This window comes from Streptomyces sp. NPDC089799 (genome assembly GCF_040684755.1).
In the GTDB taxonomy this organism is placed as follows: domain Bacteria; phylum Actinomycetota; class Actinomycetes; order Streptomycetales; family Streptomycetaceae; genus Streptomyces.
This window is the reverse complement of record NZ_JBFBGR010000006.1, coordinates 100,121-122,604: the sequence shown is the minus strand read 5'-3', so window position 1 is coordinate 122,604 and position 22,484 is coordinate 100,121. Positions and strand designations below refer to the sequence as shown.

The 22,484-nt window shown below is 71.3% G+C and carries 22 protein-coding genes; 13 read left to right on the top strand and 9 right to left on the bottom strand.

Annotated elements, in window-relative coordinates; genetic code table 11:
- Positions 1-236 precede the first annotated feature (236 nt).
- On the top strand, positions 237-1,898 hold the full coding sequence (locus tag AB0O36_RS08000) for a lytic transglycosylase domain-containing protein (protein ID WP_365105721.1): 1,662 nt from the start codon (positions 237-239) through the stop codon (positions 1,896-1,898).
- Between the two features lie 229 nt (positions 1,899-2,127).
- On the opposite strand, the gene AB0O36_RS07995 is transcribed toward AB0O36_RS08000, so the two are convergent.
- A complete protein-coding gene (locus AB0O36_RS07995) occupies positions 2,128-2,331 on the bottom strand; it encodes a cold-shock protein (protein ID WP_007265804.1) in 204 nt (67 codons plus the stop codon).
- A 238-nt stretch (positions 2,332-2,569) separates the two neighbouring features.
- Between AB0O36_RS07995 and AB0O36_RS07990 the strand changes: the two genes are divergently transcribed.
- The 4 genes from AB0O36_RS07990 (at position 2,570) to AB0O36_RS07975 (ending at position 7,563) form a co-directional block, all read left to right on the top strand.
- On the top strand, positions 2,570-3,424 hold the full coding sequence (locus AB0O36_RS07990) for a menaquinone biosynthesis protein (RefSeq protein WP_365105719.1): 855 nt from the start codon (positions 2,570-2,572) through the stop codon (positions 3,422-3,424).
- Between the two features lie 229 nt (positions 3,425-3,653).
- Positions 3,654-5,636 carry a serine/threonine-protein kinase gene (locus AB0O36_RS07985; RefSeq protein ID WP_365105716.1) on the top strand — a complete coding sequence of 661 codons (1,983 nt, stop codon included), beginning with the start codon at positions 3,654-3,656 and terminating at the stop codon, positions 5,634-5,636.
- A 63-nt stretch (positions 5,637-5,699) separates the two neighbouring features.
- Positions 5,700-6,899, top strand: a complete 1,200-nt coding sequence (gene mqnC / locus AB0O36_RS07980; protein ID WP_365105714.1) for a cyclic dehypoxanthinyl futalosine synthase — start codon at positions 5,700-5,702, stop codon at positions 6,897-6,899.
- A gap of 10 nt (positions 6,900-6,909) precedes the next feature.
- Positions 6,910-7,563, top strand: a complete 654-nt coding sequence (locus tag AB0O36_RS07975) for a hypothetical protein (protein ID WP_365105712.1) — start codon at positions 6,910-6,912, stop codon at positions 7,561-7,563.
- Positions 7,564-7,595: 32 nt separating this feature from the next.
- On the opposite strand, the gene AB0O36_RS07970 is transcribed toward AB0O36_RS07975, so the two are convergent.
- A complete protein-coding gene (locus tag AB0O36_RS07970) occupies positions 7,596-8,501 on the bottom strand; it encodes a DUF3152 domain-containing protein (protein WP_365105710.1) in 906 nt (301 codons plus the stop codon).
- A 205-nt stretch (positions 8,502-8,706) separates the two neighbouring features.
- Here AB0O36_RS07970 and AB0O36_RS07965 point away from each other — a divergent pair, with 205 nt between their 5' ends.
- Together AB0O36_RS07965 and AB0O36_RS07960 are read left to right on the top strand one after the other, a co-directional pair.
- Positions 8,707-9,429 carry a demethylmenaquinone methyltransferase gene (locus tag AB0O36_RS07965; protein WP_365105708.1) on the top strand — a complete coding sequence of 241 codons (723 nt, stop codon included), beginning with the start codon at positions 8,707-8,709 and terminating at the stop codon, positions 9,427-9,429.
- Positions 9,429-10,340 (top strand): glutaminase, encoded by a 912-nt coding sequence (locus AB0O36_RS07960; protein ID WP_365105706.1) that lies wholly within the window; start codon positions 9,429-9,431, stop codon positions 10,338-10,340. The genes AB0O36_RS07965 and AB0O36_RS07960 overlap by 1 nt, the downstream gene beginning before the upstream one ends.
- 75 nt (positions 10,341-10,415) lie before the next feature.
- On the opposite strand, the gene AB0O36_RS07955 is transcribed toward AB0O36_RS07960, so the two are convergent.
- The gene (locus tag AB0O36_RS07955; protein WP_365106156.1) at positions 10,416-10,937 is read right to left on the bottom strand and encodes a GNAT family N-acetyltransferase; all 522 of its coding nucleotides are present in this window, start codon (positions 10,935-10,937) and stop codon (positions 10,416-10,418) included.
- A gap of 102 nt (positions 10,938-11,039) precedes the next feature.
- On the opposite strand from AB0O36_RS07955, the gene AB0O36_RS07950 reads away from it, so the two are divergent.
- Together AB0O36_RS07950 and AB0O36_RS07945 are read left to right on the top strand one after the other, a co-directional pair.
- On the top strand, positions 11,040-12,323 hold the full coding sequence (locus AB0O36_RS07950; RefSeq protein ID WP_365105703.1) for a geranylgeranyl reductase family protein: 1,284 nt from the start codon (positions 11,040-11,042) through the stop codon (positions 12,321-12,323).
- Between the two features lie 160 nt (positions 12,324-12,483).
- Positions 12,484-13,392, top strand: a complete 909-nt coding sequence (locus AB0O36_RS07945; protein WP_365105700.1) for a hypothetical protein — start codon at positions 12,484-12,486, stop codon at positions 13,390-13,392.
- A 61-nt stretch (positions 13,393-13,453) separates the two neighbouring features.
- Here AB0O36_RS07945 and AB0O36_RS07940 read toward each other — a convergent pair whose 3' ends face one another.
- Positions 13,454-13,957, bottom strand: coding sequence for a hypothetical protein (locus AB0O36_RS07940; protein WP_365105698.1), 504 nt, complete (start codon positions 13,955-13,957; stop codon positions 13,454-13,456).
- Between the two features lie 158 nt (positions 13,958-14,115).
- On the opposite strand from AB0O36_RS07940, the gene AB0O36_RS07935 reads away from it, so the two are divergent.
- Positions 14,116-14,532 carry a hypothetical protein gene (locus tag AB0O36_RS07935; RefSeq protein ID WP_365105696.1) on the top strand — a complete coding sequence of 139 codons (417 nt, stop codon included), beginning with the start codon at positions 14,116-14,118 and terminating at the stop codon, positions 14,530-14,532.
- Positions 14,533-14,808: 276 nt separating this feature from the next.
- Here the strand turns inward: AB0O36_RS07935 and AB0O36_RS07930 are convergent, their stop codons facing one another.
- The 4 genes from AB0O36_RS07930 to AB0O36_RS07915 all read right to left on the bottom strand — a co-directional run bounded on the left by AB0O36_RS07930 (position 14,809) and on the right by AB0O36_RS07915 (position 18,837).
- The gene (locus AB0O36_RS07930) at positions 14,809-16,074 is read right to left on the bottom strand and encodes an ABC transporter permease (protein WP_365105693.1); all 1,266 of its coding nucleotides are present in this window, start codon (positions 16,072-16,074) and stop codon (positions 14,809-14,811) included.
- Positions 16,071-16,742, bottom strand: coding sequence for an ABC transporter ATP-binding protein (locus AB0O36_RS07925; RefSeq protein ID WP_365106154.1), 672 nt, complete (start codon positions 16,740-16,742; stop codon positions 16,071-16,073). The genes AB0O36_RS07930 and AB0O36_RS07925 overlap by 4 nt, the downstream gene beginning before the upstream one ends.
- A gap of 104 nt (positions 16,743-16,846) precedes the next feature.
- Entirely contained in the window at positions 16,847-18,373 is a 1,527-nt protein-coding gene (locus AB0O36_RS07920; RefSeq protein ID WP_365105691.1) for a peptidoglycan-binding protein, read from the bottom strand.
- A gap of 11 nt (positions 18,374-18,384) precedes the next feature.
- Positions 18,385-18,837, bottom strand: a complete 453-nt coding sequence (locus AB0O36_RS07915) for a hypothetical protein (RefSeq protein WP_365105689.1) — start codon at positions 18,835-18,837, stop codon at positions 18,385-18,387.
- 184 nt (positions 18,838-19,021) lie between these two features.
- Between AB0O36_RS07915 and AB0O36_RS07910 the strand changes: the two genes are divergently transcribed.
- Positions 19,022-19,438, top strand: coding sequence for a hypothetical protein (locus AB0O36_RS07910; RefSeq protein WP_365105686.1), 417 nt, complete (start codon positions 19,022-19,024; stop codon positions 19,436-19,438).
- Positions 19,439-19,464: 26 nt separating this feature from the next.
- Complete coding sequence (locus AB0O36_RS07905) at positions 19,465-20,397, top strand: hypothetical protein (protein WP_365105683.1); 933 nt, start codon at positions 19,465-19,467, stop codon at positions 20,395-20,397.
- A gap of 111 nt (positions 20,398-20,508) precedes the next feature.
- On the opposite strand, the gene AB0O36_RS07900 is transcribed toward AB0O36_RS07905, so the two are convergent.
- On the bottom strand, positions 20,509-21,333 hold the full coding sequence (locus AB0O36_RS07900; RefSeq protein ID WP_365105680.1) for a C40 family peptidase: 825 nt from the start codon (positions 21,331-21,333) through the stop codon (positions 20,509-20,511).
- Between the two features lie 786 nt (positions 21,334-22,119).
- On the opposite strand from AB0O36_RS07900, the gene AB0O36_RS07895 reads away from it, so the two are divergent.
- Positions 22,120-22,479: an NADH-quinone oxidoreductase subunit A gene (locus AB0O36_RS07895; RefSeq protein ID WP_365105677.1), complete on the top strand. Its 360-nt coding sequence runs from the start codon at positions 22,120-22,122 to the stop codon at positions 22,477-22,479.
- The last annotated feature ends 5 nt before the right edge of the window (positions 22,480-22,484 follow it).

The following is a 22,484-nucleotide window of genomic DNA, read 5'->3' as shown; positions in this document are numbered from 1 at the left end:
TCGGCAGGTTCAGCAGGTTCGGCAGGTTCGGGCACCGCTCGGGTACCGCCCGGGCATATCGCTCCTCAACGCCCATTCCGGGCGGGCGGCGTGAGGAGTGGATCAGGTCACCGGCGCCCGGCATCCGCAGAGTTGGGGAAAGGTGGGCCACAATCTGCCGGGGGGACGGCGAGTCGCGGCCGACCACCTGATAAACAGGGGATATTCACAGCTCGTCTTGGGGGGATCGCCGCACTGTGAAGCCTCTTTCCCGACACCTCGTCAACACATCGCGCAAGGTGCTCTGCACGGCCGCGCTCGCGGCCAGTCTGACCACGGCCGCGGTCGTCACCAACGCCCCGGTCGCCGACGCCGGCGAGTCCGAGCCCACGCCGGACAGCCCGCAGGCGAACGACCGCGGCAACGCGCGCCTCGACCTGCCGGACCTGGTAGCCGACCCGAAGAAGCCGGGCGCCGACAGCCCGCCCGGAACGGGGCAGGGGGGCACGGGCATCCCCGCGACCGCGCTGCAGGCGTACCAGCGGGCGGAGAACTCGGTCGCCGCCGCGCTGCCCAACTGCAAGCTGCCGTGGCAGCTGCTCGCCGGCATCGGCCGGGTCGAGTCGGTGCACGCCTCCGGGTACGGGCTGAAGGAGGACGGCTACACGACCAAGCCGATCCGCGGCCCCCGCCTGGACGGCAACGGCTTCGCCGAGATCCGGGACACCGACAAGGGCGAGTGGGACGCCGACAAGGAGTACGACCGTGCCGTCGGCCCGCTCCAGTTCATCCCGTCCACCTGGGCGACCTGGGGTGCCGACGGCAACGCCGACGGCAAGCGGGACCCGAACAACATCTTCGACGCGGCGCTCGGCGCGGGCCTGTACCTGTGCGCGGGCGACAAGAACCTCTCGAAGCCGGAGAGCCTCGACAAGGCGATCCTCAGCTACAACCGGTCGCGCGAGTACGTGAACACCGTGCTCGCCTGGATGAAGCGGTACCAGGGCGGCATCGACAGCGTGCCGAACCCGCCCGCCGGCGAGTACCCCACCCAGCCGCCGACCGCGCCGCTGCCCAACCCGGTGCCCACCCCGCCGTACACGCCCCCGGTGCAGACCAAGCCGGCGAAGCCCAAGCCGCCGGCCAAGCCGGCCAAGCCGAAGCCGCCGACGAAGCCGTCCAAGCCCAAGCCGCCGCAGGCCACCGTGCGCAGCCTGGAGGCGGTCGGCGACGCCACCCTGTCGGCCGAGGCCGGCACGGTCTTCCAGCCGGGCTCGAAGGTCAAGGCGGTCCTGAGCGACGGCAAGCCCGCCGTCCGCGAGGTCGTGGTCTTCGACATCGAGAAGGACACCACCGGCGGCACGGTCTTCGCCAAGGACGGCAAGAACCACTTCGTCGTCCAGACCGACGCCGAGGGCTTCGCCGCGGTGCCCAAGATCAAGACCGGCCCGGAGGCGGGCACGTACACCCTGAAGGCCAAGCTCTACGGCACCCGGGTGTTCTCGGTGGCCTTCGAGGGCAAGGTCACCGAGAAGCCGGCCATCACCCGGGTGGGTGACAAGCCGCTGGAGGTCCTCGCGGGCGCCAGCTTCCACGAGCAGGAGCTGCTGCTCACCGGGGCCGACGGCAAGCCGGTCGCCGGTTCCGTGCTCACCGCCGCCATGGTCGAGAAGAACGACAAGGGCGAGTGGGTGCCCGTCGCGGCGGACGCGAAGGGGCCGTACTTCGAGGGCGAGGACGGCAAGCAGCTCCGCACCCTGGAGCTGGCCGCCACCGACGGGGACGGCAAGACCACCCTGCCGTGGATCCTGACCAAGGGCCTCACCCCGAAGGAGCCGGTGACGTACCACCTGCGGGTGACCACCGCCGAGGGCCTCGAACTGATCCTCGATCTGAGGGTTACGCCGAACGAGGGCTGACCCCGGGACCCCGGGACGGGACGGGACGAGACGGGACGGGACAAGACGGCGGAGGGGCCGTGAGCGCTGCTCACGGCCCCTCCGTGCGTCCGGGCGACCCGGATGCCCGCCCGGGGCGGGAAGGCCCCGGGCAGGCAAAAGGCAGGAGCCCCGGCGCTTCCGTGTGCACGGAAGTTTCGGGGCTCCTTGGGTACTGCTAGATCCAACCGCGATCCGGTCGGGTGGGCGATTAAGCCGGCGTGACGTTCTCCGCCTGCGGGCCCTTCGGACCCTGCGTGACGTCGAAGTTCACCTGCTGGTTCTCCTCGAGGGAGCGGAAGCCAGAGGCGTTGATCGCGGAGTAGTGGACGAAGACATCCGGGCCGCCGCCGTCCTGGGCGATGAAGCCGAAGCCCTTTTCAGCGTTGAACCACTTCACGGTTCCGGTAGCCATGAGCCCTCCTATGGGCCAAAGGGTCGCCCTGCTCCAGAACCTGCTAAGAAGTCTGAAAACTACAAAAGCCTGCGGGTTACATGCTCCGCAGGCTTCGTACTGCAAGGGAAACCAAACTGCAACTTGCGGTCGAGCCTAGCACGCACTGTCCTTGGCAGACCAGAGGGAAAGATCACGTCACCCGGACGTTTGAGACCCTGAGCGATGCTGACGCGCCCCTGGCGGCTAGTCTCGCGATGTGGACCCCTATCGCAGCCGGCCCCGGGTCGGCCACATTCAGTTCCTGAACTGCCTGCCGCTCTACTGGGGCTTGGCCCGCACCGGCACGCTGCTGGATCTGGAGCTGACCAAGGACACCCCCGAAAAGCTCAGCCGGCTGCTGGTCGACGGGGAGCTGGACATGGGTCCCATCACACTCGTGGAGTTCCTCAAGAACGCCGACGAGCTCGTCGCTTTCCCCGATCTTGCCGTCGGCTGCGACGGCCCGGTCATGTCCTGCGTGATCGTTTCGCAGCTTCCCCTGGATCAGCTGGACGGCGTCCGCGTCGCCCTCGGCTCCACCTCCCGCACGTCCGTCCGGCTGGCCCAGCTGCTGCTCGCCGAGCAGTACGGCGTACGGCCGGACTACTACAGCTGCCCTCCCGACCTGGGGCTGATGATGCAGGAAGCGGAAGCGGCGGTGCTGATCGGGGATGCCGCGCTGCGTGCTTCGCTGCACGACGCACCCCGGCTCGGGCTCGCCGTCCACGACCTCGGGCAGATGTGGAAGGAATGGACCGGGCTTCCGTTCGTCTTCGCGGTCTGGGCCGCCCGCCGGGAATATCTGGAACGCGAACCGCTGGTGGTCCGGAAGGTCCACGAGGCGTTCCTCGCCTCCCGCGACCTCTCGCTGGAGGAGGTCGGCAAGGTGGCCGAACAGGCCGCCCGCTGGGAGGCGTTCGACGCGGAGCTGCTGGAGCGGTACTTCACCACGCTCGACTTCCGGTTCGGTCCGGATCAGCTGGCCGGCGTAAGGGAATTCGCGCGTCTGACCGGGCCGACGACGGGGTTCCCGGCGGATGTCCGGGTGTCGCTGCTCAGCGGCAATTCATGAACGACGCCTTGATTATTCATATGTAATTCCTTGTTTCCTTGTTCCCCGTGGTTCGCCGTCCCACGGGTGCGGTGATCGCGGGCGGCGTGAAGCGGAATTCCGCGGGGCAGGCTCCCGGCGGGCCGTCCCGGCCGTCCCCCGCCGGCTGCCCCGGCGGGAACCGGGGCGGGGCCCCCGGCCTGGCGCTACTGTGCGGACGACCGGTTCGTCGTTTCGGGGAGGGGACGTCATGCAGCCGCTGGAGCCCGGGGAGCCGCGGACGATCGGGGCGTACCGGCTGCTGGGCAGGCTCGGCGCGGGCGGCATGGGCCGGGTCTACCTGGGGCGCAGCGAGGGCGGCCGGACGGTCGCGGTCAAGATCGTGCACCCGCACTTCGCCTCCGACGACGAGTTCCGCGAGCGGTTCCGGCGCGAAGTGGCGGCCGCCCGGCGGGTCGGCGGCGCATGGACGGCCCCGGTGCTGGACGCCGACCCGGAGGCCCCCGTTCCGTGGGTGGCCACCGGCTATGTGGCAGGCCCCTCGCTGGACCGGGCGGTGTCCTCGCACGGCCCGCTGCCCGCGGCCGCGGTGCGCGCGGTCGGGCTGGGACTGGCGCGGGCCCTGGCGGCGGTGCACGGGCTGGGCCTGGTGCACCGGGACGTGAAGCCCTCGAACGTGCTGCTGACCCTGGACGGGCCCCGGCTGATCGACTTCGGGATCGCCCGGGCCACCGACGGCACGGCCTCGCTGACCTCCACGGGCGTCTCGATCGGCTCGCCGGGCTACATGTCGCCGGAGCAGATCCTCGGCAAGGGGGTGACGGGGGCGGCCGACGTCTTCTCGCTCGGCGCGGTGCTGGTGTTCGCGGCGACCGGGCGGCCGCCGTTCAGCGGCGACAACTCCGCAACCCTCCTCTACAAGGTGGTGCACGAGGAGCCGGACCTGGCCGGGCTCCCGGCGGCCGGGCTGCGCGAGCTGGCCGCCGCCTGTCTGGCCAAGGCGCCGGGTGACCGGCCGGCCCCGGCCGACGTCGCGGAGGCCCTGGAGGACGCGCTCGCGGTGCCGGGCTGGCTGCCCGCGCCGCTGGTGGAGGAGGCCAGCCGGGCGGCGGTCCGGCTCCTCGACCTGGACGTGCCGGGCACCTCCGGCGCTCCGGACGCCTCCGGTGCCGCCCCGGCCCCGTCCGGTTCCGGCGCGGCGGGGGCCTTCGGCCCGCCCGGACCCGTGTCCGGACCCGTGTCCGGCCCGGTTCCCTTCACGGAGTCCCCGTACGGCGGTGGCGGCGGTGCGGCCGGCACCCCGGCGGGAGCCGGCCCGGCCGGTGCGGTGCCCGACCCCACCCCCGGCTACGGCTACCCCGGCGCGGCCACCCCGACCTACGGCGGCCCGGCCGGGCCGGTGCCGGGAGGGTCCGCGGCGGGCGGCTCCGGGGCCGGCCCCGGAGCCGGTGCGGGGTTCGGCTCCGGTGCGGGGTTCGGCACACCCGATCCGTCGTACGGCGGCCGGTCCGGCGGGCAGACGTACGGCACGCCGTCCGGCAGCCAGGCCGGAGGCCCGTACGGAATGCCCACCCAGACCTCGCCCGGTGAGGGACGGCAGGTGACGGTCCGGGCCGCCGGCCGGCGGTTCAGCTGCACCGTGGTGGTCGCCGCGGCCGCCGTGCTCGCCGCCCTGGCCGGCGGGCTCTACGGGATGGACCTGCTGCCCGGCACCGGAGGGGACCACCGGGACACCGCGAGCGGGAGCGACGCGAAGACGCCGGCCGCCACCCCGCCCGCGGGCGGGACCGGCCAGACCGGCCCCCGGCCGAGCACCACCCCCACCGGCCGGCAGAGCAGCAGCCCGGCCCCGAGTGCGACCGCGGGAGCCCGGAACGACGTGCCGCAGGCGCTCGTCGGCACCTGGAAGGGCACGGTCACCACCTCGCGCCTCGGCGTCCCCTCCGCCTTCGAGATCACCGTCCGCGGGGGCAGGGTGGGCGAGGTGGTCGGCCGAGACAAGACCGTCCTGGACGTCATCGGCACCGACTGCAGCGGCGACTGGAAACTCACCTCAGCCACCGACACCTCGCTGGTCCTGGACACCACGGGCAACACCAACCCGGCGCCCGGGATCTGCTCGGGCGGTTCGGCCGACGAGCGACTCACCCTCAACCCGAACGGCACGCTGCACTACAAGTCCGGTGACGCGGCGGCCGGGAACCCCGAGGGAGACCTCAGCCGCGTGCGTTGACGGCACTGGCGTAGGCTGGCCCGGTCCGGACCTCTTGACACACCGCCGAAGGGTGACGCACCGGTGACCGACCAGGCCGCACTCCAGTCTGTCCTCGACCGTGCCGCCGAAGGAGGCCGGATCTCCGCGGAGGAGGCCCTCGACCTCTACCGCCACGCGCCGCTGCACGCGCTGGGCTCGGCCGCCGACACCGCGCGCCGCCGCCGCTACGCGGGTACCGAGCACATCGCGACGTACATCATCGAGCGGAACATCAACTACACCAACGTCTGCGTGACGGCCTGCAAGTTCTGCGCCTTCTACGCGGCCCCCAAGGACACCAAGAAGGGCTGGACCCGGGACCTCGACGACATCCTGCGCCGCTGCGCGGAGACCGTGGAGCTCGGCGGCACCCAGATCATGTTCCAGGGCGGCCACCACCCCGACTTCGGCGTGGAGTACTACGAGGAGCACTTCGCCGCCATCAAGAAGGCGTTCCCGCAGCTGGTCATCCACTCCCTCGGCGCGTCCGAGGTCGAGCACATGGCCCGGATCTCCAAGGTGAGCGTGGAGGAGGCGATCCAGCGGATCCACGCCGCGGGCCTGGACTCCTTCGCGGGCGCCGGCGCCGAACTCCTGCCCGCCCGGCCGCGCAAGGCCATCGCCCCGCTCAAGGAGTCCGGCGAGCGCTGGCTGGAGATCATGGAGATCGCGCACGGCCTCGGCGTGGAGTCCACCTCCACCATGCTGATGGGCACCGGCGAGACCAACGCCGAGCGGATCGAGCACCTCCGCATGATCCGCGACGTGCAGGACCGGTCGGGCGGCTTCCGGGCCTTCATCCCGTACACGTACCAGCCCGAGAACAACCACCTCAAGGGCCGCACCCAGGCGACGATCTTCGAGTACCTGCGGATGATCGCGGTCGCCCGGCTCTTCCTCGACAACGTCGCGCACATCCAGGGCTCCTGGCTGACCGTCGGCAAGGAGGCCGGCCAGCTGTCGCTGCACTACGGCGCCGACGACCTGGGCTCGATCATGCTGGAGGAGAACGTGGTCTCCTCGGCCGGGGCCAAGCACCGCTCCAACCGGCACGAGATCATCGACCTGATCCGCAAGGCCGGCCGGGTGCCCGCCCAGCGCGCCACCACCTACGAGCACCTCGCCGTGCACGAGGACCCGGCGAACGACCCGGTCGACCACCGCGTCGTCTCGCACATCTCCTCCATCGCCATCGAGGGCGGCACGGCCCACCCCGAACTGAAGCTGATCTCCGCGAACTGAGCCACCGCCGATGCTCACGCTGCACACCGCCGACCTGCTGGTGCCCGGGGCCGGCGCCGTACCGGTGCCGGGCGGGGCGGTCCTCGTCGAAGGCGACCGGATCGCCCGGGTCGGCCCGTACGAGGACCTGGCCGTCGCCTACCCGCACGCCCGGGCCCGGCGCTGGCCGGGGCTGCTGACGCCGGGGATGCTGGTGCGGTCCGGCGACGAGCTGCTGGAGCGCACCTACTACCCGGACGACCCGTACGAGATCACCGAGCTCGGCGCGGAACCGATCACCGGCCGGGCGCTGGACGACCTGAAGCTGACCGAGGCCCGCTGGGGGCACAGCGCCCGGCGCGGCACGCAGCGGCTGCTGGCGCGGGGCGTGGTCGCGGTGGCGGGACGCTTCACCGTCCCGGCGGTCCGCACGGCCGTGCTCCGCTCGGGCCTGACCGTGGTCCCGCCGACGGCGTCCCCGTCCCCTTCACCGGCCCCGGCGTCGCTGGACCCCTTCGCGGGCCGGTCGGCGCCCGCCGAGGCGTACCACGGCACCCTGGAGCCCGGCTCCCCGGCGCGGTTCGCCGCCTTCGCGGTCCCGGACGAAGCGGCCCTGCTCGCCGAGGGCGCCACGACCTGCGTCGCCACCGTCATCGCCGGCCGCCTCCTCCACCGCCGCCGCTGACCGCTCCGCGGCCCGCTTCGGCGCGGTCGGCGCTACGGCACCGCGGGGCCCGAGAGGTACTTGCCGGAGCGGTCGTAGGGCCAGGCGTTGGCCTTGCAGCCCTGTAGGCCCCTGAGCTGCTGCATCATCGCGGGGGCGGGCTTGCCCCGGCCCGGGCAGGTCTCGTGGCCCCGGCCTATCTCGTGTCCCACCTCGTGGTTGATGATCAGCGCCCGGTACTCGGAGACCGGCCCGTCGAACTGCGGCGAACCCTGCTGCCACCGCTTGAGGTTGACCACCACGGTGTGGCCCACGCTGCAGTTGGTCTCGCCCACCAGCTCGGGGGTGGTCACCTCGCACAGCCGGTCGGTGGTCTGCGGGGTGGCGATCCGTACGGTGAAGTCCACCGGCCCCTGCGCGCTGAGCTGGAAGCCGTACCGGTCGTCGCGGATCCAGCCCCGCTCGTTCGCGAGGACCGCGTCCACCTCGCGGGCCGCCTGGTCGGCGTCCACTCCGGAGCCGTCCTCCACCTCCACCCGGTAGCGCCGGGCGGGCCCCTTGCCGTGCTTGCCGGCGGAGACCCCGGCGGCGGTGAAGGTGCCCGGCCCGGAGCGCGGCACGTCGCTGCGCGAGGCCCGGCCCGGGTCGGTGGCGGGCGCGGACGGGCCCCCCGCCGAGGGGGACGCCCCGGAGCGCCCCGGGAGCGACGGGAGCGACGGGGCCGGCCGGGCCGGTGAGGGACGCAGGGCCGCCTGCGCCCCGCCCTTGTCCGACGGCGGGTCCTGCTGCAGCAGGGCCATCGCGACCCCGGCGGCGCCGGCCGCGCAGACCAGCGCCAGCGCCGTACGGCGGAGCCGCCTGCGGCGCTCGGCACGGACCCGGGAGCGGCCGGCGGACCGGGCGGCGGAGCGGCCGCCGGAGCGGCGTTCGCCGGCGCGTGTGGTGTTCGATTCGCGCATACATTCGCCGCACGGAACCCGTCCGCTCGGCCTTCCCCCTGGATCGTCGGTGCGGGTGCGGAACTGATGCACTATTCCTGCTAGTAGATGCACGGAGAGGGGGTCGGGGTTTCACCGGGGCCTGAAGTTCTCGTTCCGGGCCGCCTGCCAGAATGGACCGGGCACCATCCACGCACCCGAACGAGACGAGCGAGGCCGACCGCCAGTGACCCGCGCACACCTGGACAAGCAGCCGCACGAAGTCGCCTCGATGTTCGACGACGTGGCGGCGAACTACGACCTCACCAACGACGTCCTCTCGCTCGGTCAGGCCCGCCTGTGGCGGACGGAGGTCGCCCGCGCCGTCGACGCCCGCCCCGCCCAGAAGGTGCTGGACCTGGCCGCCGGCACGGCCACCAGCTCCCTGCCGTTCGCGGCCACCGGCGCGTACGTCGTCCCGTGCGACTTCTCGCTCGGCATGCTGCGCGAGGGCAAGCGCAAGCACCCCTGGCTGCCGCTGACCGCCGGCGACGCGACGAAGCTGCCGTTCCGCGACGACACCTTCGACACCGTCACCATCTCCTTCGGCCTGCGCAACGTCCAGGACACCGTCACCGCGCTGCGCGAGCTGTACCGGGTGACCAAGCCCGGCGGCAAGGTGGTCATCTGCGAGTTCTCGCAGCCCGTCTGGGGGCCGTTCCGGACGGTCTACACCGAGTACCTGATGCGCGCCCTGCCGCCGGTGGCCCGTGCCGTGTCCTCCAACCCGGACGCGTACGTCTACCTCGCCGAGTCCATCCGCGCCTGGCCCGACCAGTCCGAGCTGGCCGGGCTGCTGCAGAAGGCCGGCTGGGGCCGGGTGGCCTGGCGGAACCTCAGCGGCGGCATCGTCGCCCTGCACCGGGGCTACAAGGACGCCGAGGGCGTCGAGGGCGGCAAGGGCGCGTAGTGGACTACCAGGCGCTGCTGGAGCGGATCGCCGACGAGGTGGCCCCGCTCGTCGGCAGCGGCACCCCGGCCGGGTACATCCCCGCCCTGGCGTCGGTGGACCCGAGCCGGTTCGGCATGGCCGTCGCCGACCTCGACGGCCGGGTGTACGGGGTGGGCGACTGGCGCACCCCCTTCTCCGCGCAGTCCATCACCAAGGTCTTCTCGCTCGCCCTCGCGCTGGCCGAGGGCGGGGACAGCCTGTGGGAGCGGGTCGGCCGGGAACCGTCCGGCAACCCCTTCAACTCGCTGGTCCAGCTGGAATACGAGAACGGCATCCCGCGCAATCCGTTCATCAACGCGGGCGCGCTGGTGGTCACCGACCGGCTGCAGACCCTCACCGGCGACGCGAGCAGCGAGGTGCTGGAGTTCCTGCGGCAGGAGAGCCAGAACCCGGACCTGGGCTTCGACGCGGACGTGGCCGGCTCCGAGCAGGAACACGGCGACCGGAACGCCGCCGTCGCCCACTTCATGGCGTCCTACGGGAACATGGACAACCCGGTGCCGGCCCTGCTGGAGCACTACTTCTGGCAGTGCTCGATCGAGGCCAGCTGCGCCGATCTGGCCCTGGCCTCGCGCTTCCTGGCCCGGCACGGGCTGCGCGCCGACGGCTCCCGGCTGCTGACCCGCAGCGAGGCCAAGCAGATCAACGCGGTGATGATGACCTGCGGGACGTACGACGCGGCGGGGGAGTTCGCCTACCGGGTCGGACTGCCCGGCAAGAGCGGGGTGGGCGGCGGCATCGTGGCCGTGGTCCCGGGCCGCTGCACGCTCGCCGTGTGGAGCCCCGGGCTGGACGCGCGGGGCAACAGCGTGGCGGGCGTGGCGGCGCTGGATCGTTTCACCACCCTGACCGGGCTGTCCGTCTTCTGACCGGATCTCGGTCATCCGGACGGGTCGTCGGGTCTCCGGGCCCGGCCGTCGGTCATCCCGGCCGGCCGCCGTGGGTCAGGCGTCGCCCAGGGAGAGCGCGTACCGGCGGCCGTTGCGGGTGCCGCCCGGCAGCGGAAACGTCTCTTCGAGGGTCATGCCGAGGCGTTCGGCCACCGCGATCGAGCGCTCGTTGGCGTCGTCGATCATCGCGACCACCCGTGAGAGCCCGGTCCGCCGCACCCGGTCCACGGTGGCCAGCGCGGCGGCGTAGGCGTACCCCTTGCCCCAGTGGTCGCGTCCGAGCCGCCAGCCGATCTCTATCTCGCCGACCGGGCCCCACTCCTTCTCCGCCGGCCAGGGCTGCGCCCCGGTGAAGCCGACCACCTCGCCGTCCGAGTCGAGCAGCGTCCACAGGCAGTAGCCCAGCCGGGCGTCGTGCAGCCGCTGCCGGGCGGTGAACTCCTCGTACGCCGAGAGCTCCTCGGGCCCGCCGAGGAACTCCATCACGTCCGGGTCGTCGAAGACCCGGTGCCAGGCGTGGGCGTCCTCGTCGGTCGGCACGCGGAGTTCCACGGCCGGGAGCGGTGCGTTGGTCATCGTGCGGCCCTTCTCACTGGTGATCACGGTTCGCTGCATAGACTGCCCATGTCCGGTGCCTTCGGCACGCAGAAATTTCGAGCTCCCTGGGGAGATCCCGCAGTGACCGAGCCCCTCTCCGAACACAGCGCGGATGTGATCGTCGTCGGGGCTGGTCCCGCCGGCGCCACCACCGCCCACTACCTCGCCAAGTCGGGCCTCGACGTCCTGCTGCTGGAGAAGACGGCGTTCCCGCGCGAGAAGGTCTGCGGTGACGGCCTGACCCCGCGTGCCACCAAGCAGCTCGTGGCCATGGGCATCGACATCTCCGAAGAGGCCGGCTGGCTGCGCAACAAGGGTCTGCGCATCATCGGCGGCGGGCAGCGGCTCCAGCTGGACTGGCCCGAGCTGGCCTCCTTCCCCGACTACGGACTCGTGCGCAAGCGCGACGACTTCGACGAGACGCTGGCCCGGCAGGCGCAGAAGGCGGGCGCCCGGCTCTACGAGCGCTGCAACGTCGGCGAGCCGATCCGCGACCCGCGCACCGGGCGGATCACCGGCGTGCACGCCAAGCTCGGCGAGGAGAAGACCCCGGTCACCTTCCACGCCCCGCTGGTGGTCGCCGCCGACGGCAACTCCTCCCGGCTGTCGCTGGCCATGGGCCTGCACCGGCGCGAGGACCGCCCGATGGGCGTGGCCGTGCGGACGTACTTCACCTCGCCGCGGCACGACGACGACTACCTGGAGTCCTGGCTGGAGCTGTGGGACCGGCGCGGCCCGCAGGACCGGCTGCTGCCCGGCTACGGCTGGATCTTCGGCATGGGTGACGGCACCTCCAACGTGGGCCTCGGCATCCTCAACTCCTCGTCCGCCTTCCGGGAGCTGGACTGGCGCGAGGTCCTCAAGGCGTGGTGCGCGTCCATGCCGGAGGACTGGGGCTACACCCCGGAGAACATGACCCAGCCGATCCGCGGCGCGGCCCTGCCGATGGCCTTCAACCGGCAGCCGCACTACACCAAGGGCCTGCTGCTGGTCGGTGACGCGGGCGGCCTGGTCAACCCGTTCAACGGCGAGGGCATCGCCTATGCGATGGAGTCCGGGCGGATCGCGGCCGACGTGATCGTGCAGGCGCACGCTCGGGCCACCCCGGCCCAGCGCGAACTGGCGCTGCACAACTACCCGAAGGTGCTCAAGGAGACCTACGGCGGCTACTACTCGCTGGGCCGCGCCTTCGTGAAGCTGATCGGCAACCCGAAGGTCATGAAGGTCGCCGCGCAGCGCGGTCTGAGCCACCCGGTGCTGATGCGGTTCACGCTGAAGATGCTGGCGAACCTGACCGACCCGGCGGGCGGCGACGCCATGGACCGGATCATCAACGGCCTGTCGAAGGTGGCCCCGCGCGCCTGATCCGGCACGGGCCGGTGGCGTATGCGCGCCCGGGGCGGTGAACCGCCTCGGGCCGCATACCTGTTGCCCTTTTCGTACCCCTCTTGGCAGACTCGCGCCGATCGCATTTGATCTTCGGTCCGTCAGTTCTTCACGGGGGGTACACACAGTGCAGTTCCGCATGCCCGCACGCACCGCCACGCGCACCGCCGTACGTACGGCCGCCGCGCTCGCCACGGCCGCCACCGCCGCCCTTGCGGTGCCGCTCGCCGCCGCCGGCACCGCGCAGGCCGCCGCCATGCCGACGTTCGAGTTCATGTGGGCCGGGGACTCGGGCGACGGCCAGACCGACCGGCAGGTCTGGTACGCGCCGGTCTACGACGACAAGATCGACGTCACCGCCTCCGCCGACCACCGCACCCTGCGCGTCACCGTCACCCGCCCCGGCGACTCCTGGACCATGGACCTGGCCGCGCCGGCGGGTCAGACCCTGGCGCCGGGCACGTACGCGGACGCGGTGAAGACGCCGGAGATGCCGGGCGTCGTCCTCGACCGGCCCAGCATGTTCGTCAACGGCTACAAGGGCGGCTGTTCCGCGCTCACCGGCGGTTTCACCATCAAGGAGCTGGAGTTCGGCGCGGGGACCGCGGTCAAGAAGATCGACCTCTCCTACGCCCAGGACTGCGACGACCGTGACGAGCTCAGGGGCTACCTGACGGCCACCGACGTGGCCCCGCCGAAGCCGGTCGCCCTGGCCATGACGGTCAATGCCGGCGGCAAGCTGGCCAAGGACGGCAAGGCCACCGTGAACGGCACGCTCACCTGCACCAAGCCGGTGAAGGTGGACGTCGGCGGCTCGGCGAGGCAGGAGCAGCCGAAGGTCGTCCAGGGCTTCATCCGCACCCAGGTGAACTGCGTCCCGGGCAAGACCTTCACCTGGACCTCGCCGGTCACGGTGCACACTCCCGAGACGGACACGCCGTTCATCAAGTCCGAGCGGCTCGCGGTCTTCGGCTGGGTCTCCACCACCGACCCCGACACCAACCAGTACGTCTCGGTCAGCGCCGACAAGTGGGTCAAGCTCCGCTGACGTGACGGGATGACCCCTGGCGGGGCCCGGCCGGATGACCGGCGGGGCCCCGCCGTCCTTTTCACCTGTTGTCGTCGTCGTGTTTCCTGGCCCCGTCGCTCTTGCATTCCTGAAGTGCCGCACCGTGCTGCCTCTTCAGGCCACCCATCTGCTCGGCGGTCAGCGGCACCGTCCCGGTGCTCGGATCGGGGTCGGGAATCCAGGTCAGTCCCTGCCGACGCAGACAGTCGACCCACCGCTGTTCTTCCGCCAGGGTTTCCGAGCTCACGGGCTCCACGGGGGGCCGCTGGGACTCACATGCCTTTTCGGCCGCGGAGATCTTTTCCGCCGGGTCGGTTTTGGCCAGCCTCGGCGCGCCGTTGTCCTCGTACACGACGGCGAGACCCTCCTTTTTGAGGCAGTCGTGGTACTTGATTTCGGCCGCCGTCGGCGGAGGGCTGTCACTGGCCTTCGGATTCGAATCGTCGGAGCAGCCGCTCAGAACCAGCGCGGCGGCACATGCCAGTGGTATGCACAGTCGGATGCGAAACACGATACTTCCCGATGTTTGATCTTGGATCACCATTACGGGCTCCGGATGGTATTCATGCGATCTGTCGAGCGTCAAGGTGGCGCAAAATGGCGGCTGTCGGCGTCCAGTATTCGGAAGCCCCTTTACTTCCCGAGGGCTCGGGATCTTAGATTCGGCTGTCCCGAAAGGCGTTTACTGGAAGGGAGCATTCCATGAACAAGAAGCTTCGGGTGCGGGCGGTCGGTGCGCTGGTTCCGGTAATGAGCGCGGCCACGCTTCTGCTCTCCGGAAGCCCCGCGTCGGCCTTCAACAAGGACGGCTACCTGGAAAAGGACGAGTTCGGCCTCTACTACACCGTCAACCGCACGGGCTGCGTGTTCGACCTCGGATCGGAGGACATGAACTTCAGCGACAACAAGTTCTGGGGTCCGTCCGGCTGCTCCGGCTACCAGAAAATCACCAACGACAACACCGAGTCCTACTGGAACCGTGACGTATTCACGTGGAAGGTCGGCACGGACAAGGACATGGACGGCCAGGTCGGCACCCTGCCGGAAGGCCACGTCGGCAATGCCTCGGCCACGTTCAAGAACAAGATCAGCTCCGCTGACTACATCCTCGGCACGTGATGCCGGGCGCACGCCCTTCGGTCCTGCCCACCACGGGGCCACTTCCTCACTGACGTTCCCCATGGACGCCGTCACGGACACCGACGCCGACGCGATCCGCATGGCCCGGGTCCAGGAGCGGCTGACCGCCGCCTGCACGGAGCGGTACGGGTTCCCCTACGAGGGGACCGCGGCCGCGGCTCCGCCCGCCGGAACCGGCACACACGAAGGGCCGGCACTCCCGAGCGGGGGAGTGCCGGCCCTTCGTCGTGGACCGGACGCCGGGTCGGGGCAGGGTCAGCGGCGGAGGGCTTCCGCCGGTTCGATGCGGGCGGCCCGCCAGGCCGGGTAGAGGCCGGCCAGCAGGCCGGTGACCAGTCCGGCCAGCGGCGCGCCCGCGACCGTGGCCGGGTGCAGCACCGGGGTCCAGTCCCGGACCACCGCCACCACGACCACCGTCAGCTCGCCGATGGAGGTGCCCACGAGCCCGCCGAGCGCACCCAGCGTCGCGGACTCGGTGAGGAACTGCGCGGAGATGTGCCGCCCGCGCGCCCCCAGCGCCCGCCGAAGCCCGATCTCCCCGGTCCGCTCCAGGACCGCGACCAGCGTGGTGTTGGCGATCCCGACCGCCCCGATCACCAGGCAGATCCCCGCGAGCAGCAGGAACAGCGCGCTCAGGTCGGAGGTGACGCTCGCCCGCAGCATCCGCGGGTCCGGCGGCGGCACGGCCTTCAGGTACTCGGGATGGTCGGGCCGCAGCGCGACCGGCGCCAGTTCGGCCACCTGCCGCGCCGCCCCCAGATCGGTGGCGATCAGCATCCGGGCCTCGGTCGGGCCGGGCGGGCCCCACAGGTCCTCGGCGGTGGCCTTCGGTACCAGGACGGACATCAGGTGCTCGGGCTGCCGGCGTACGTCCGCGATGATCCCGGCCACGGTGAACGGCTGGTCGCCGATGAACACGGCCGGCCGGGTGGACAGGGAGCCGATGCCCAGCCGGGCGGCCAGGCCGCCGCCGATCAGCGCGATCCGCTGCCGGCTCTGCTCGGCGAAGGCGTCGTACAGCCGCCCCTCCCGGAGGGTCGGGACCATCGCGGCGACGGCCCCGGGGGAGGCGGCGTAGACGGTGGAGCCGGCACCGGCGGCCGACTCGGCGGGCGCCACGCCGGACTTGGGCGGCACCGTGCCGACGGTGGCGGACGAGGCCGTGCGGACCTGCCACAGGACGCCCGCCTGCTCGATTCCGGCCACGGACCGCAGCCGCTCCTCCGCGTCGGCGGGAAAACCGGGCCCTGCGAACTCGCTCTGCTGCCCCGCCACGTCCTCGATGGTCACTTCGGTGGCGCTCAGCACGTTGAACCTGCCGTCGATCTGCGCCGATATGGTGCCCGTCAGGCCGAGCACGGCGACGAAACTGCCCACGCCCAGGACCGTGCCGAGCGCGGTCAGTGCGGCGCGGCCGGGACGGCGCAGCATCCCGGCCACGGCCTCGGAGAGTGCGTCGCGGAGCCCGAGCCGGGTGGGCGGTATGCGCTCTGCCGTCCGCCCTCTCGTCCGTCCCCTCATCCGGTCTCTCCCAGCAGTCCGTCCCGGATGGTGACGGTCCGCTCTCCGCGTGCGGCGACCTCGCCGTCGTGCGTGATGACCAGTACGGTCATGCCCGCACCGTGGAGCTCGTCCAGCAGGGCCAGCACCGAGGCCGCGTTGACGGAGTCCAGGTTGCCGGTCGGTTCGTCGCAGAGCAGCAGCGAGGGCCGGCCCACCAGGGCGCGCGCGATCGCCACCCGCTGGCGTTCGCCGCCGGAGAGCCGCCCGGGCACGGCATCCGCGCGGTGGCCGAGGCCGACCCGTTCCAGGGCCTCACGGGCCCGGTCGAGGCGCCGGTCGCGCGGGACTTGGGTGTAGAGCATGGCGAGGGTGACGTTCTCCAGGGCGCTGCGGTGGGGCAGCAGGTGGAAGGACTGGAACACGAAGCCGATGCGGCGCCCGCGCAGTGCGGTCCGGTCCCGGTCGGCGAGGGTGCCGGTGTCGATGCCGTCGAGCAGGTAGCGGCCGGCGGTGGGGGAGTCGAGCAGCCCGGCGACGTTGAGGAAGGTGGACTTTCCGGAGCCGGACGGGCCGACCACGGTGATGAACTCGCCGCGCCGGACGGTCAGATCACACGGTTTGAGGGCGTCGACGGGCGGGGGGCCGGGATAGCGGAGGCCGACCTGTTCGAAGCGGATGACCGGCACGTCGCCGGTGCCGGCCCCGGTGCCGCTGTCCGCCGCGGCATCGGCCTCGGTGTCGGTGTTGCCGGACGGGGCTTCCGGGCCGCCCCGTCCGCGCCGCCACGGGGTCAACGTCCGCCTCCCGGGGGCGGCTCCGCCCCGGCGGTACCGATGATCACCTTGGCGCCCGGCGTGAGGGCGTCCGGCTGCTCCGGGGTGACGGCCACGTACCCGTCCCCGCTCGTGGCGGTACGGACCTCGACGCGCTGCTGGGAACCGTCCGCACCCACCACGGTGACCACGGTCCTGCCGTCGGCACCCGCGGACACCGCGGTGACCGGTACCACCAGCGCCTCGCCGTCGGTGGCAGCGGACTCGACGGTCAGCCGTACGTCCTGCCCGGTGAAGGACGCGGGGAGCGCCTGGTCGGGCCGGACCAGCATCCGGTACCCCACGCCCTGAGCGGGGCCGGCCGCTCCGCCCGAGGAGGAGTCCTGTCCGCCCCCGCCGCCCTTGCCGTCGCCGGAGCCCCCCGGCGCCCCGCCCGACTGCTGCTGCCCGGTGGACCGCTCGCCGGCGACCAGGGACACCTTGGCGCGGATGTCCTGGCCGGCCGTCTCGGAGGAGATCAGCGCCGCCATCCCGGGGCGCAGCAGCTGCTTCTTGTCCTCGGGGAGGTACGCCTCGACGACCAGGTCCCCGGACGACAGGGTGAGGACCGCACCGGACACCTGGGCCCCCAGGCGGGCGCCGACCGAGCTGACCCGGGCCGGGAACGAGCCGATGAACACGGTCTCCGCCGCCGGCAGCGTCGGCCCGTCGGCGGCCTCGGCGGCGGCCAGTGCCGCGCGTGCGTCGGTGAGCTGCTGGCGGGCGCGGGCCAGCTCCCGTCCGCCGTCCGGCGATGCCGGAGCCGCGGCTGCGGACCCCTTCTCCGGGGTGGCTCCTGCTGTGGCCCCCGTACCGCCCTTGTCCTCCGTACCGCCCTTGTCCCCCGTGCCGGGCTTGCTCTCCGTTCCGGCCTTGGCGGCGTCCTCGACGGCCCACTCGGCGGACCGTACGGCCTCCCGGGCCTGCTTGAGCGCGGCTCCACCGTCGGGGACGGCGGGCAGCGGCTCGTACCCGATGGCCCGGTAGCGGGCGGTGAGCGCCGTCTTCGTTCCCGGGCCGAACGTGCCCTTGGGGTCCCGGCCGGTGCCGTGGCCGAGCTCGCGCAGGGCCTGCTGGAGCTGGGCGACGTCATCGCCCGTGGCGCCCGGCTTCAGGTCGCGGTAGACCGGCAGCCCGCCCTTGAGGGCGAACACCGGCCGCCCGGACACCTCGGCCAGCAGCTGACCGGCCTTGACCTCGTCCCCCGCCTTCAGCGGCAGCTTGGTCACCACGGCCGTGCCCGTGCCGTCCCCGCCGCCCTGCGGGGACACCGCAACGGTCTGGCCGGCGATGACGGTCCCCCGCATGACCACGGTCTCGGCCAGCACCCGGCGCTCGACGGCGGCGGTCAGTGCCTGCTGCGCGGGCGGCCGGCTCTCCGCCGCGACCTGCGCGGGCGATTTCACCACGAAGGTGGCCAGCAGACCGCCCACGGCCATCAGCCCGGCCGCGGCCACCACTCCGAAGACGGCCCGTCGCCCGCGGACGAGCGTGGCACCGCTCACATCCCTCTCCGTCACTGTCCCTTGCCCCGTCGGCATTTCGCGAGGACGTCCACGTGCTCGGTCTTGAGCTCGGCGACCTGATCGTTGCTCAGCGTGTCGAACTCGCCGGACACCGGATTGGGGTCCGGGAACCAGGAAATTCCCTCCGCTCGCATACAAGCGGTGTAATTCCGGGCATCGGAGAGTTCCCGGGCGGTGGCGCGCCGCTCGGGCGGCTCGGGCAGCAGCGAGGCGCACGCCCGTTCCGCCGCCGTGATCTCCTCCACGGACTCCGTTTTCTCCAAACGCGGGCTTCCGCCTTCGGAGATTTCTACCTTCAGCCCCTTTTTCTCCAGGCAGTCGTAGTACGCAATTTCCTCGGCGGAGGGCGGAGGGCTGTCCTTGGCGGACGGCTCCTTCTCCCCGCTGCAGGCCGCGACCGGCAGGAGGAGGGCCACCAGTACGGTGCCGAGATATTTGCGCATTACAGCCATTCGGGCGAGGGGTGGGTGGGCTTCGGGATGCTATTCAGTCACCTTATGGAGCGTCAAGTTCCGCTTGTGCGGCTTAAGTTACCGGTCCGGAATGTGGAACCGCCTTTACTTTCGGCAGGATCTGATTCTTAGATTCAGCCCGACCGGAAAGATCATTACTGGAGGGGAATATTCCGTGAACAGCAAGCTTCGCGCCCGTATGGCCGCCGTGGTCGTGCCGGCCATGGCCGCAGCCGCTCTTCTCGCCGCCGGCGGTCCCGCGGCGGCGTACGGCAAGGACGGCTACCCGGAGACCAACGAGTTCAACCTGTACTACATGGCCGACCGCGCCGGCTGCGTGTTCGACCTCGTCAGGGAGGACTACAACTTCAACGACGACAAGTTCACCGGCCCGGCCGGCTGCCACGGTCGTACCGACTGGACGAACGACAACACCGAGTCCTACTGGAACAAGCACTGGCTGACCTGGAAGGTGGCGACGGACGCGAACATCGACGGCAGCGTCGGCACGATCCCGGAGGCCTACTGGGGCAACGCGTCGGCCACCTTCAAGAACAAGATCAGCTCCGCCGACTACATCCTCGGCACCTGATGGCGAGGCAGGGCCGCGATCTTCCCGTGGCCGCCGTAGCACTCGCCGCGGCCCTGCTGGCATCGGGTTGCGGTGCGGACGGAGCGGGGACGGGGGGCGGGAAGGAACCCGCGCTCGGTCCCGTCGCCCACAACCCGGTCACCTCCTCGCTGGCGTTCCCCATGGACGCGTTCACGGATTCCGACGCCGACGTCTTCCGGATGGCCCGGGTCCAGGACCGCATCACTGCCCAGTGCATGGCCCGGTACGGCTTCACGTACGAGGGCTCGGGCCCGGCAGCGGCCCCCGCGGGCGCCGAAGACCGTCACCGCTACCTGTTCGGAGTGGCCGACCCGGCCTACGCCGCCCGGTACGGCTACGACAAGAGCGCCGGCGCCGAGCGCGTCCCGCCCGTCCGGCCGGCGCTCAGCGAGAGCGCCGACGTTGTCCTGCACGGCATGCGCCCCGGCGAGAAGCCGGGCAGCCGCCCCGACCCCATGACCCAGGAAGAGGCGGACAGGACCGACAGCGGGATCGACGTCGGAGGGAAGAAGGTCCCGGCGGGCGGATGCCTCCGCGAGGGCTACCGCAAGCTGTACGCCCCGACCAAGGACAGCGTGGACCTGCTGTTCGCGTTCGGGCTCTCCTCCGAGGCGCACCAGCGGTCGAAGAACGACTCGCGGGTCGAGGCCGTCCTGGGGAAATGGTCCGACTGCATGGGAAAGGCCGGTTATTCCGGCATCCAGACCCCCTACGAGGTGGTCGAGAAGCTGCGGCTGACCGACGACAAGGGCAGCCCCAAGGCCGTCGCCGCGGCCGTCAAGGACGTCGCGTGCAAGCGCGAGGTGAACCTGGTCGGCGTCTGGGCGGCGGTGGAGAAGGCGTACCAGGAGCAGCTGGCCGAGGAGCACGCCGAGACGCTCGCGCTCTACAAGAAGCAGCGCGACGCGCGGTTCAAGCTGGCCGCGTCGATGTCCTGACGGTTCGCAGCGCGCGGCGTACACGCACACGAAGGGCCGGCACTCCCGAGCGGGGGAGTGCCGGCCCTTCGCCGTGTCCCGAGGACGGTGTCCCGGAGGACTACCGGGAAATCAGAGGACGCGGACCGCGCCCGAGGGGCGGTCGTAGCTCAGCGAGCGCTCGACGATGCCCGTGCGCGGGTTCTGGGCGCCGACGAACTTGCCGCCGCCGACGTAGATGGCCACGTGGTACGCGCTGCCCTTGGGACCCCAGTACAGGATGTCGCCCGGCTGCAGGTTGCTCAGCGAGACCGAGCGGCCGGCCAGCGACTGGGACTGGGAGGTGCGGGACAGGGAGATGTTGGCCTGGCGGTACGCGGCCTGCACGAGCCCCGAGCAGTCGTAGGCGGAAGGCCCGGTGGAGCCCATCACGTACGCCTTGCCGACCTGGGCGCGGGCGAAGTTGACGATGGCGGAGGCCGAGCCGGTGACGGGCTTGGCGGTGTCGTCGTCGTTGTTGTTGGGCGCCGACTTCAGCGACAGCGTGGACCGGCCGTCGTTGCGGGTGGCACGCTCCGCGGCCGCCTTGCGCTCGGCCTCGGCCTTGGCCTTCTTCTCGGCGTCGGCCTTCTTCTGGGCGTCTTCCTTGGCCTTCTTCGCCTGGGCGGCCGCGCCGGTGCGGGCGGTCTCCTCCTGAGCGGTCAGCTCGCCCTCGACGGCGGCCGCGCGGGAGTTGTCGGCGGCGGCGGTGACGGCGGAAGCGACCTCGGCGCCCAGGTCCAGGTCGAGGACCGGCATTTCGAGGGTCTCGGGTGCGGGCTCGACCGGCGTCGCGCTCGCCGTGCCGGCCATCGCCAGGGTGCTGAGCACGCCACCGGCAACTCCGGCGCGCACCGCGAGCTTCGAGGCGCTGCGACGGGGCTTCCGGTGGCTGGGTATGTGAGCGGTGTGGGACATGAGTACAACCGCTATCAGGGCGCCAGGGGTCCCTTCAAGAAACGTGGGCTGCGCCACAGTTGCCCGTCACCGGCCTGAACCGAGCGTTCCGGACGCCTTATTGACGCCGTAACGGACGAATCGGACAGGCACTCATAAGGCTGTGATCAAGGGGTTTCCTTGATTTGTCCTATTTGATCTATCGCCTACCATCCATGCACACAGATGGCCAAGCCCTCTTTCCCGGGCCTCTCGGTGCATGTGATGCAGGTCACAGAGGGGTCACGGTTGGGTGGAGCCTTGAGTGTCATTTCGGCCACCGGGGCCCGGAGGCGGCCGCGCGCACCGCGGAGCGCCCCCGGCTCGTGAACGGACGCACGCGCCGGCGCCCCCCGCGGAGTCCGTCCCCCGCGTCCACTTCCGTACCGTCCACCTCCCCCTGTCGGGGGATGCGAGTTCCCTTATCACGCCACCGGTCGCGCTGCCAATTTGCGTGCACGGACCATTCTTTGATAGTGCAACAGCCCTTTCACCTGCGATGAAGCACCCCGATGTCACCTATGGTGATCATGTGGGTGCTTCGCGTACGAAGATCACCACTCATCGGACTTCATGATCGTTCGTCAGGTGGTGGAGATCACAAACTCGGTCTTGCAACCCGTGTCGCAGATCACAGAGCGGCAGGCATAGGATGCGCACCAGTCCGGCTTGTGAACTGCCTCACATGTGCGCGATCTTCGCGAGGCGGGACACACGCGCCGGGCACAGCGGTCCAACGGTCAAGGACGACTGGAAGGAGCGAGGAGCGTGAATGCCTACACGCCCATCCTCGTGCTCGGCGCACTGGGCGCAGGGTTTGCGATCTTCTCCGTGGTCATGGCCACGCTGATCGGCCCGAAGCGGTACAACCGGGCGAAGCTCGAGGCGTACGAGTGCGGCATCGAGCCGACTCCGCTGCCGGCAGGCGGCGGTCGCTTTCCCATCAAGTACTACCTGACGGCGATGCTCTTCATCGTCTTCGACATCGAGATCGTCTTCCTCTACCCCTGGGCCGTCACCTTCGACGCCCTGGGGATCTTCGGGCTCGTCGAGATGCTGCTCTTCGTGCTCACCGTCTTCGTCGCCTACGCGTACGTCTGGCGGCGGGGCGGCCTGGAATGGGACTGAGGGGC

What these genes read in the sequence shown, in the direction of transcription:
- AB0O36_RS07900 (WP_365105680.1), bottom strand. Translation starts at nt 21,333, where the DNA reads ATGTCCCACACCGCTCACATACCCAGCCACCGGAAGCCCCGTCGCAGC.
- AB0O36_RS07985 (WP_365105716.1), top strand. Translation starts at nt 3,654, where the DNA reads ATGCAGCCGCTGGAGCCCGGGGAGCCGCGGACGATCGGGGCGTACCGG.
- AB0O36_RS07945 (WP_365105700.1), top strand. Translation starts at nt 12,484, where the DNA reads ATGCCCGCACGCACCGCCACGCGCACCGCCGTACGTACGGCCGCCGCG.
- AB0O36_RS07970 (WP_365105710.1), bottom strand. Translation starts at nt 8,501, where the DNA reads ATGCGCGAATCGAACACCACACGCGCCGGCGAACGCCGCTCCGGCGGC.
- AB0O36_RS07940 (WP_365105698.1), bottom strand. Translation starts at nt 13,957, where the DNA reads ATGGTGATCCAAGATCAAACATCGGGAAGTATCGTGTTTCGCATCCGA.
- AB0O36_RS07955 (WP_365106156.1), bottom strand. Translation starts at nt 10,937, where the DNA reads ATGACCAACGCACCGCTCCCGGCCGTGGAACTCCGCGTGCCGACCGAC.
- AB0O36_RS07975 (WP_365105712.1), top strand. Translation starts at nt 6,910, where the DNA reads ATGCTCACGCTGCACACCGCCGACCTGCTGGTGCCCGGGGCCGGCGCC.
- AB0O36_RS07930 (WP_365105693.1), bottom strand. Translation starts at nt 16,074, where the DNA reads ATGAGGGGACGGACGAGAGGGCGGACGGCAGAGCGCATACCGCCCACC.
- AB0O36_RS07935 (WP_365105696.1), top strand. Translation starts at nt 14,116, where the DNA reads ATGAACAAGAAGCTTCGGGTGCGGGCGGTCGGTGCGCTGGTTCCGGTA.
- AB0O36_RS07915 (WP_365105689.1), bottom strand. Translation starts at nt 18,837, where the DNA reads ATGCGCAAATATCTCGGCACCGTACTGGTGGCCCTCCTCCTGCCGGTC.
- AB0O36_RS07995 (WP_007265804.1), bottom strand. Translation starts at nt 2,331, where the DNA reads ATGGCTACCGGAACCGTGAAGTGGTTCAACGCTGAAAAGGGCTTCGGC.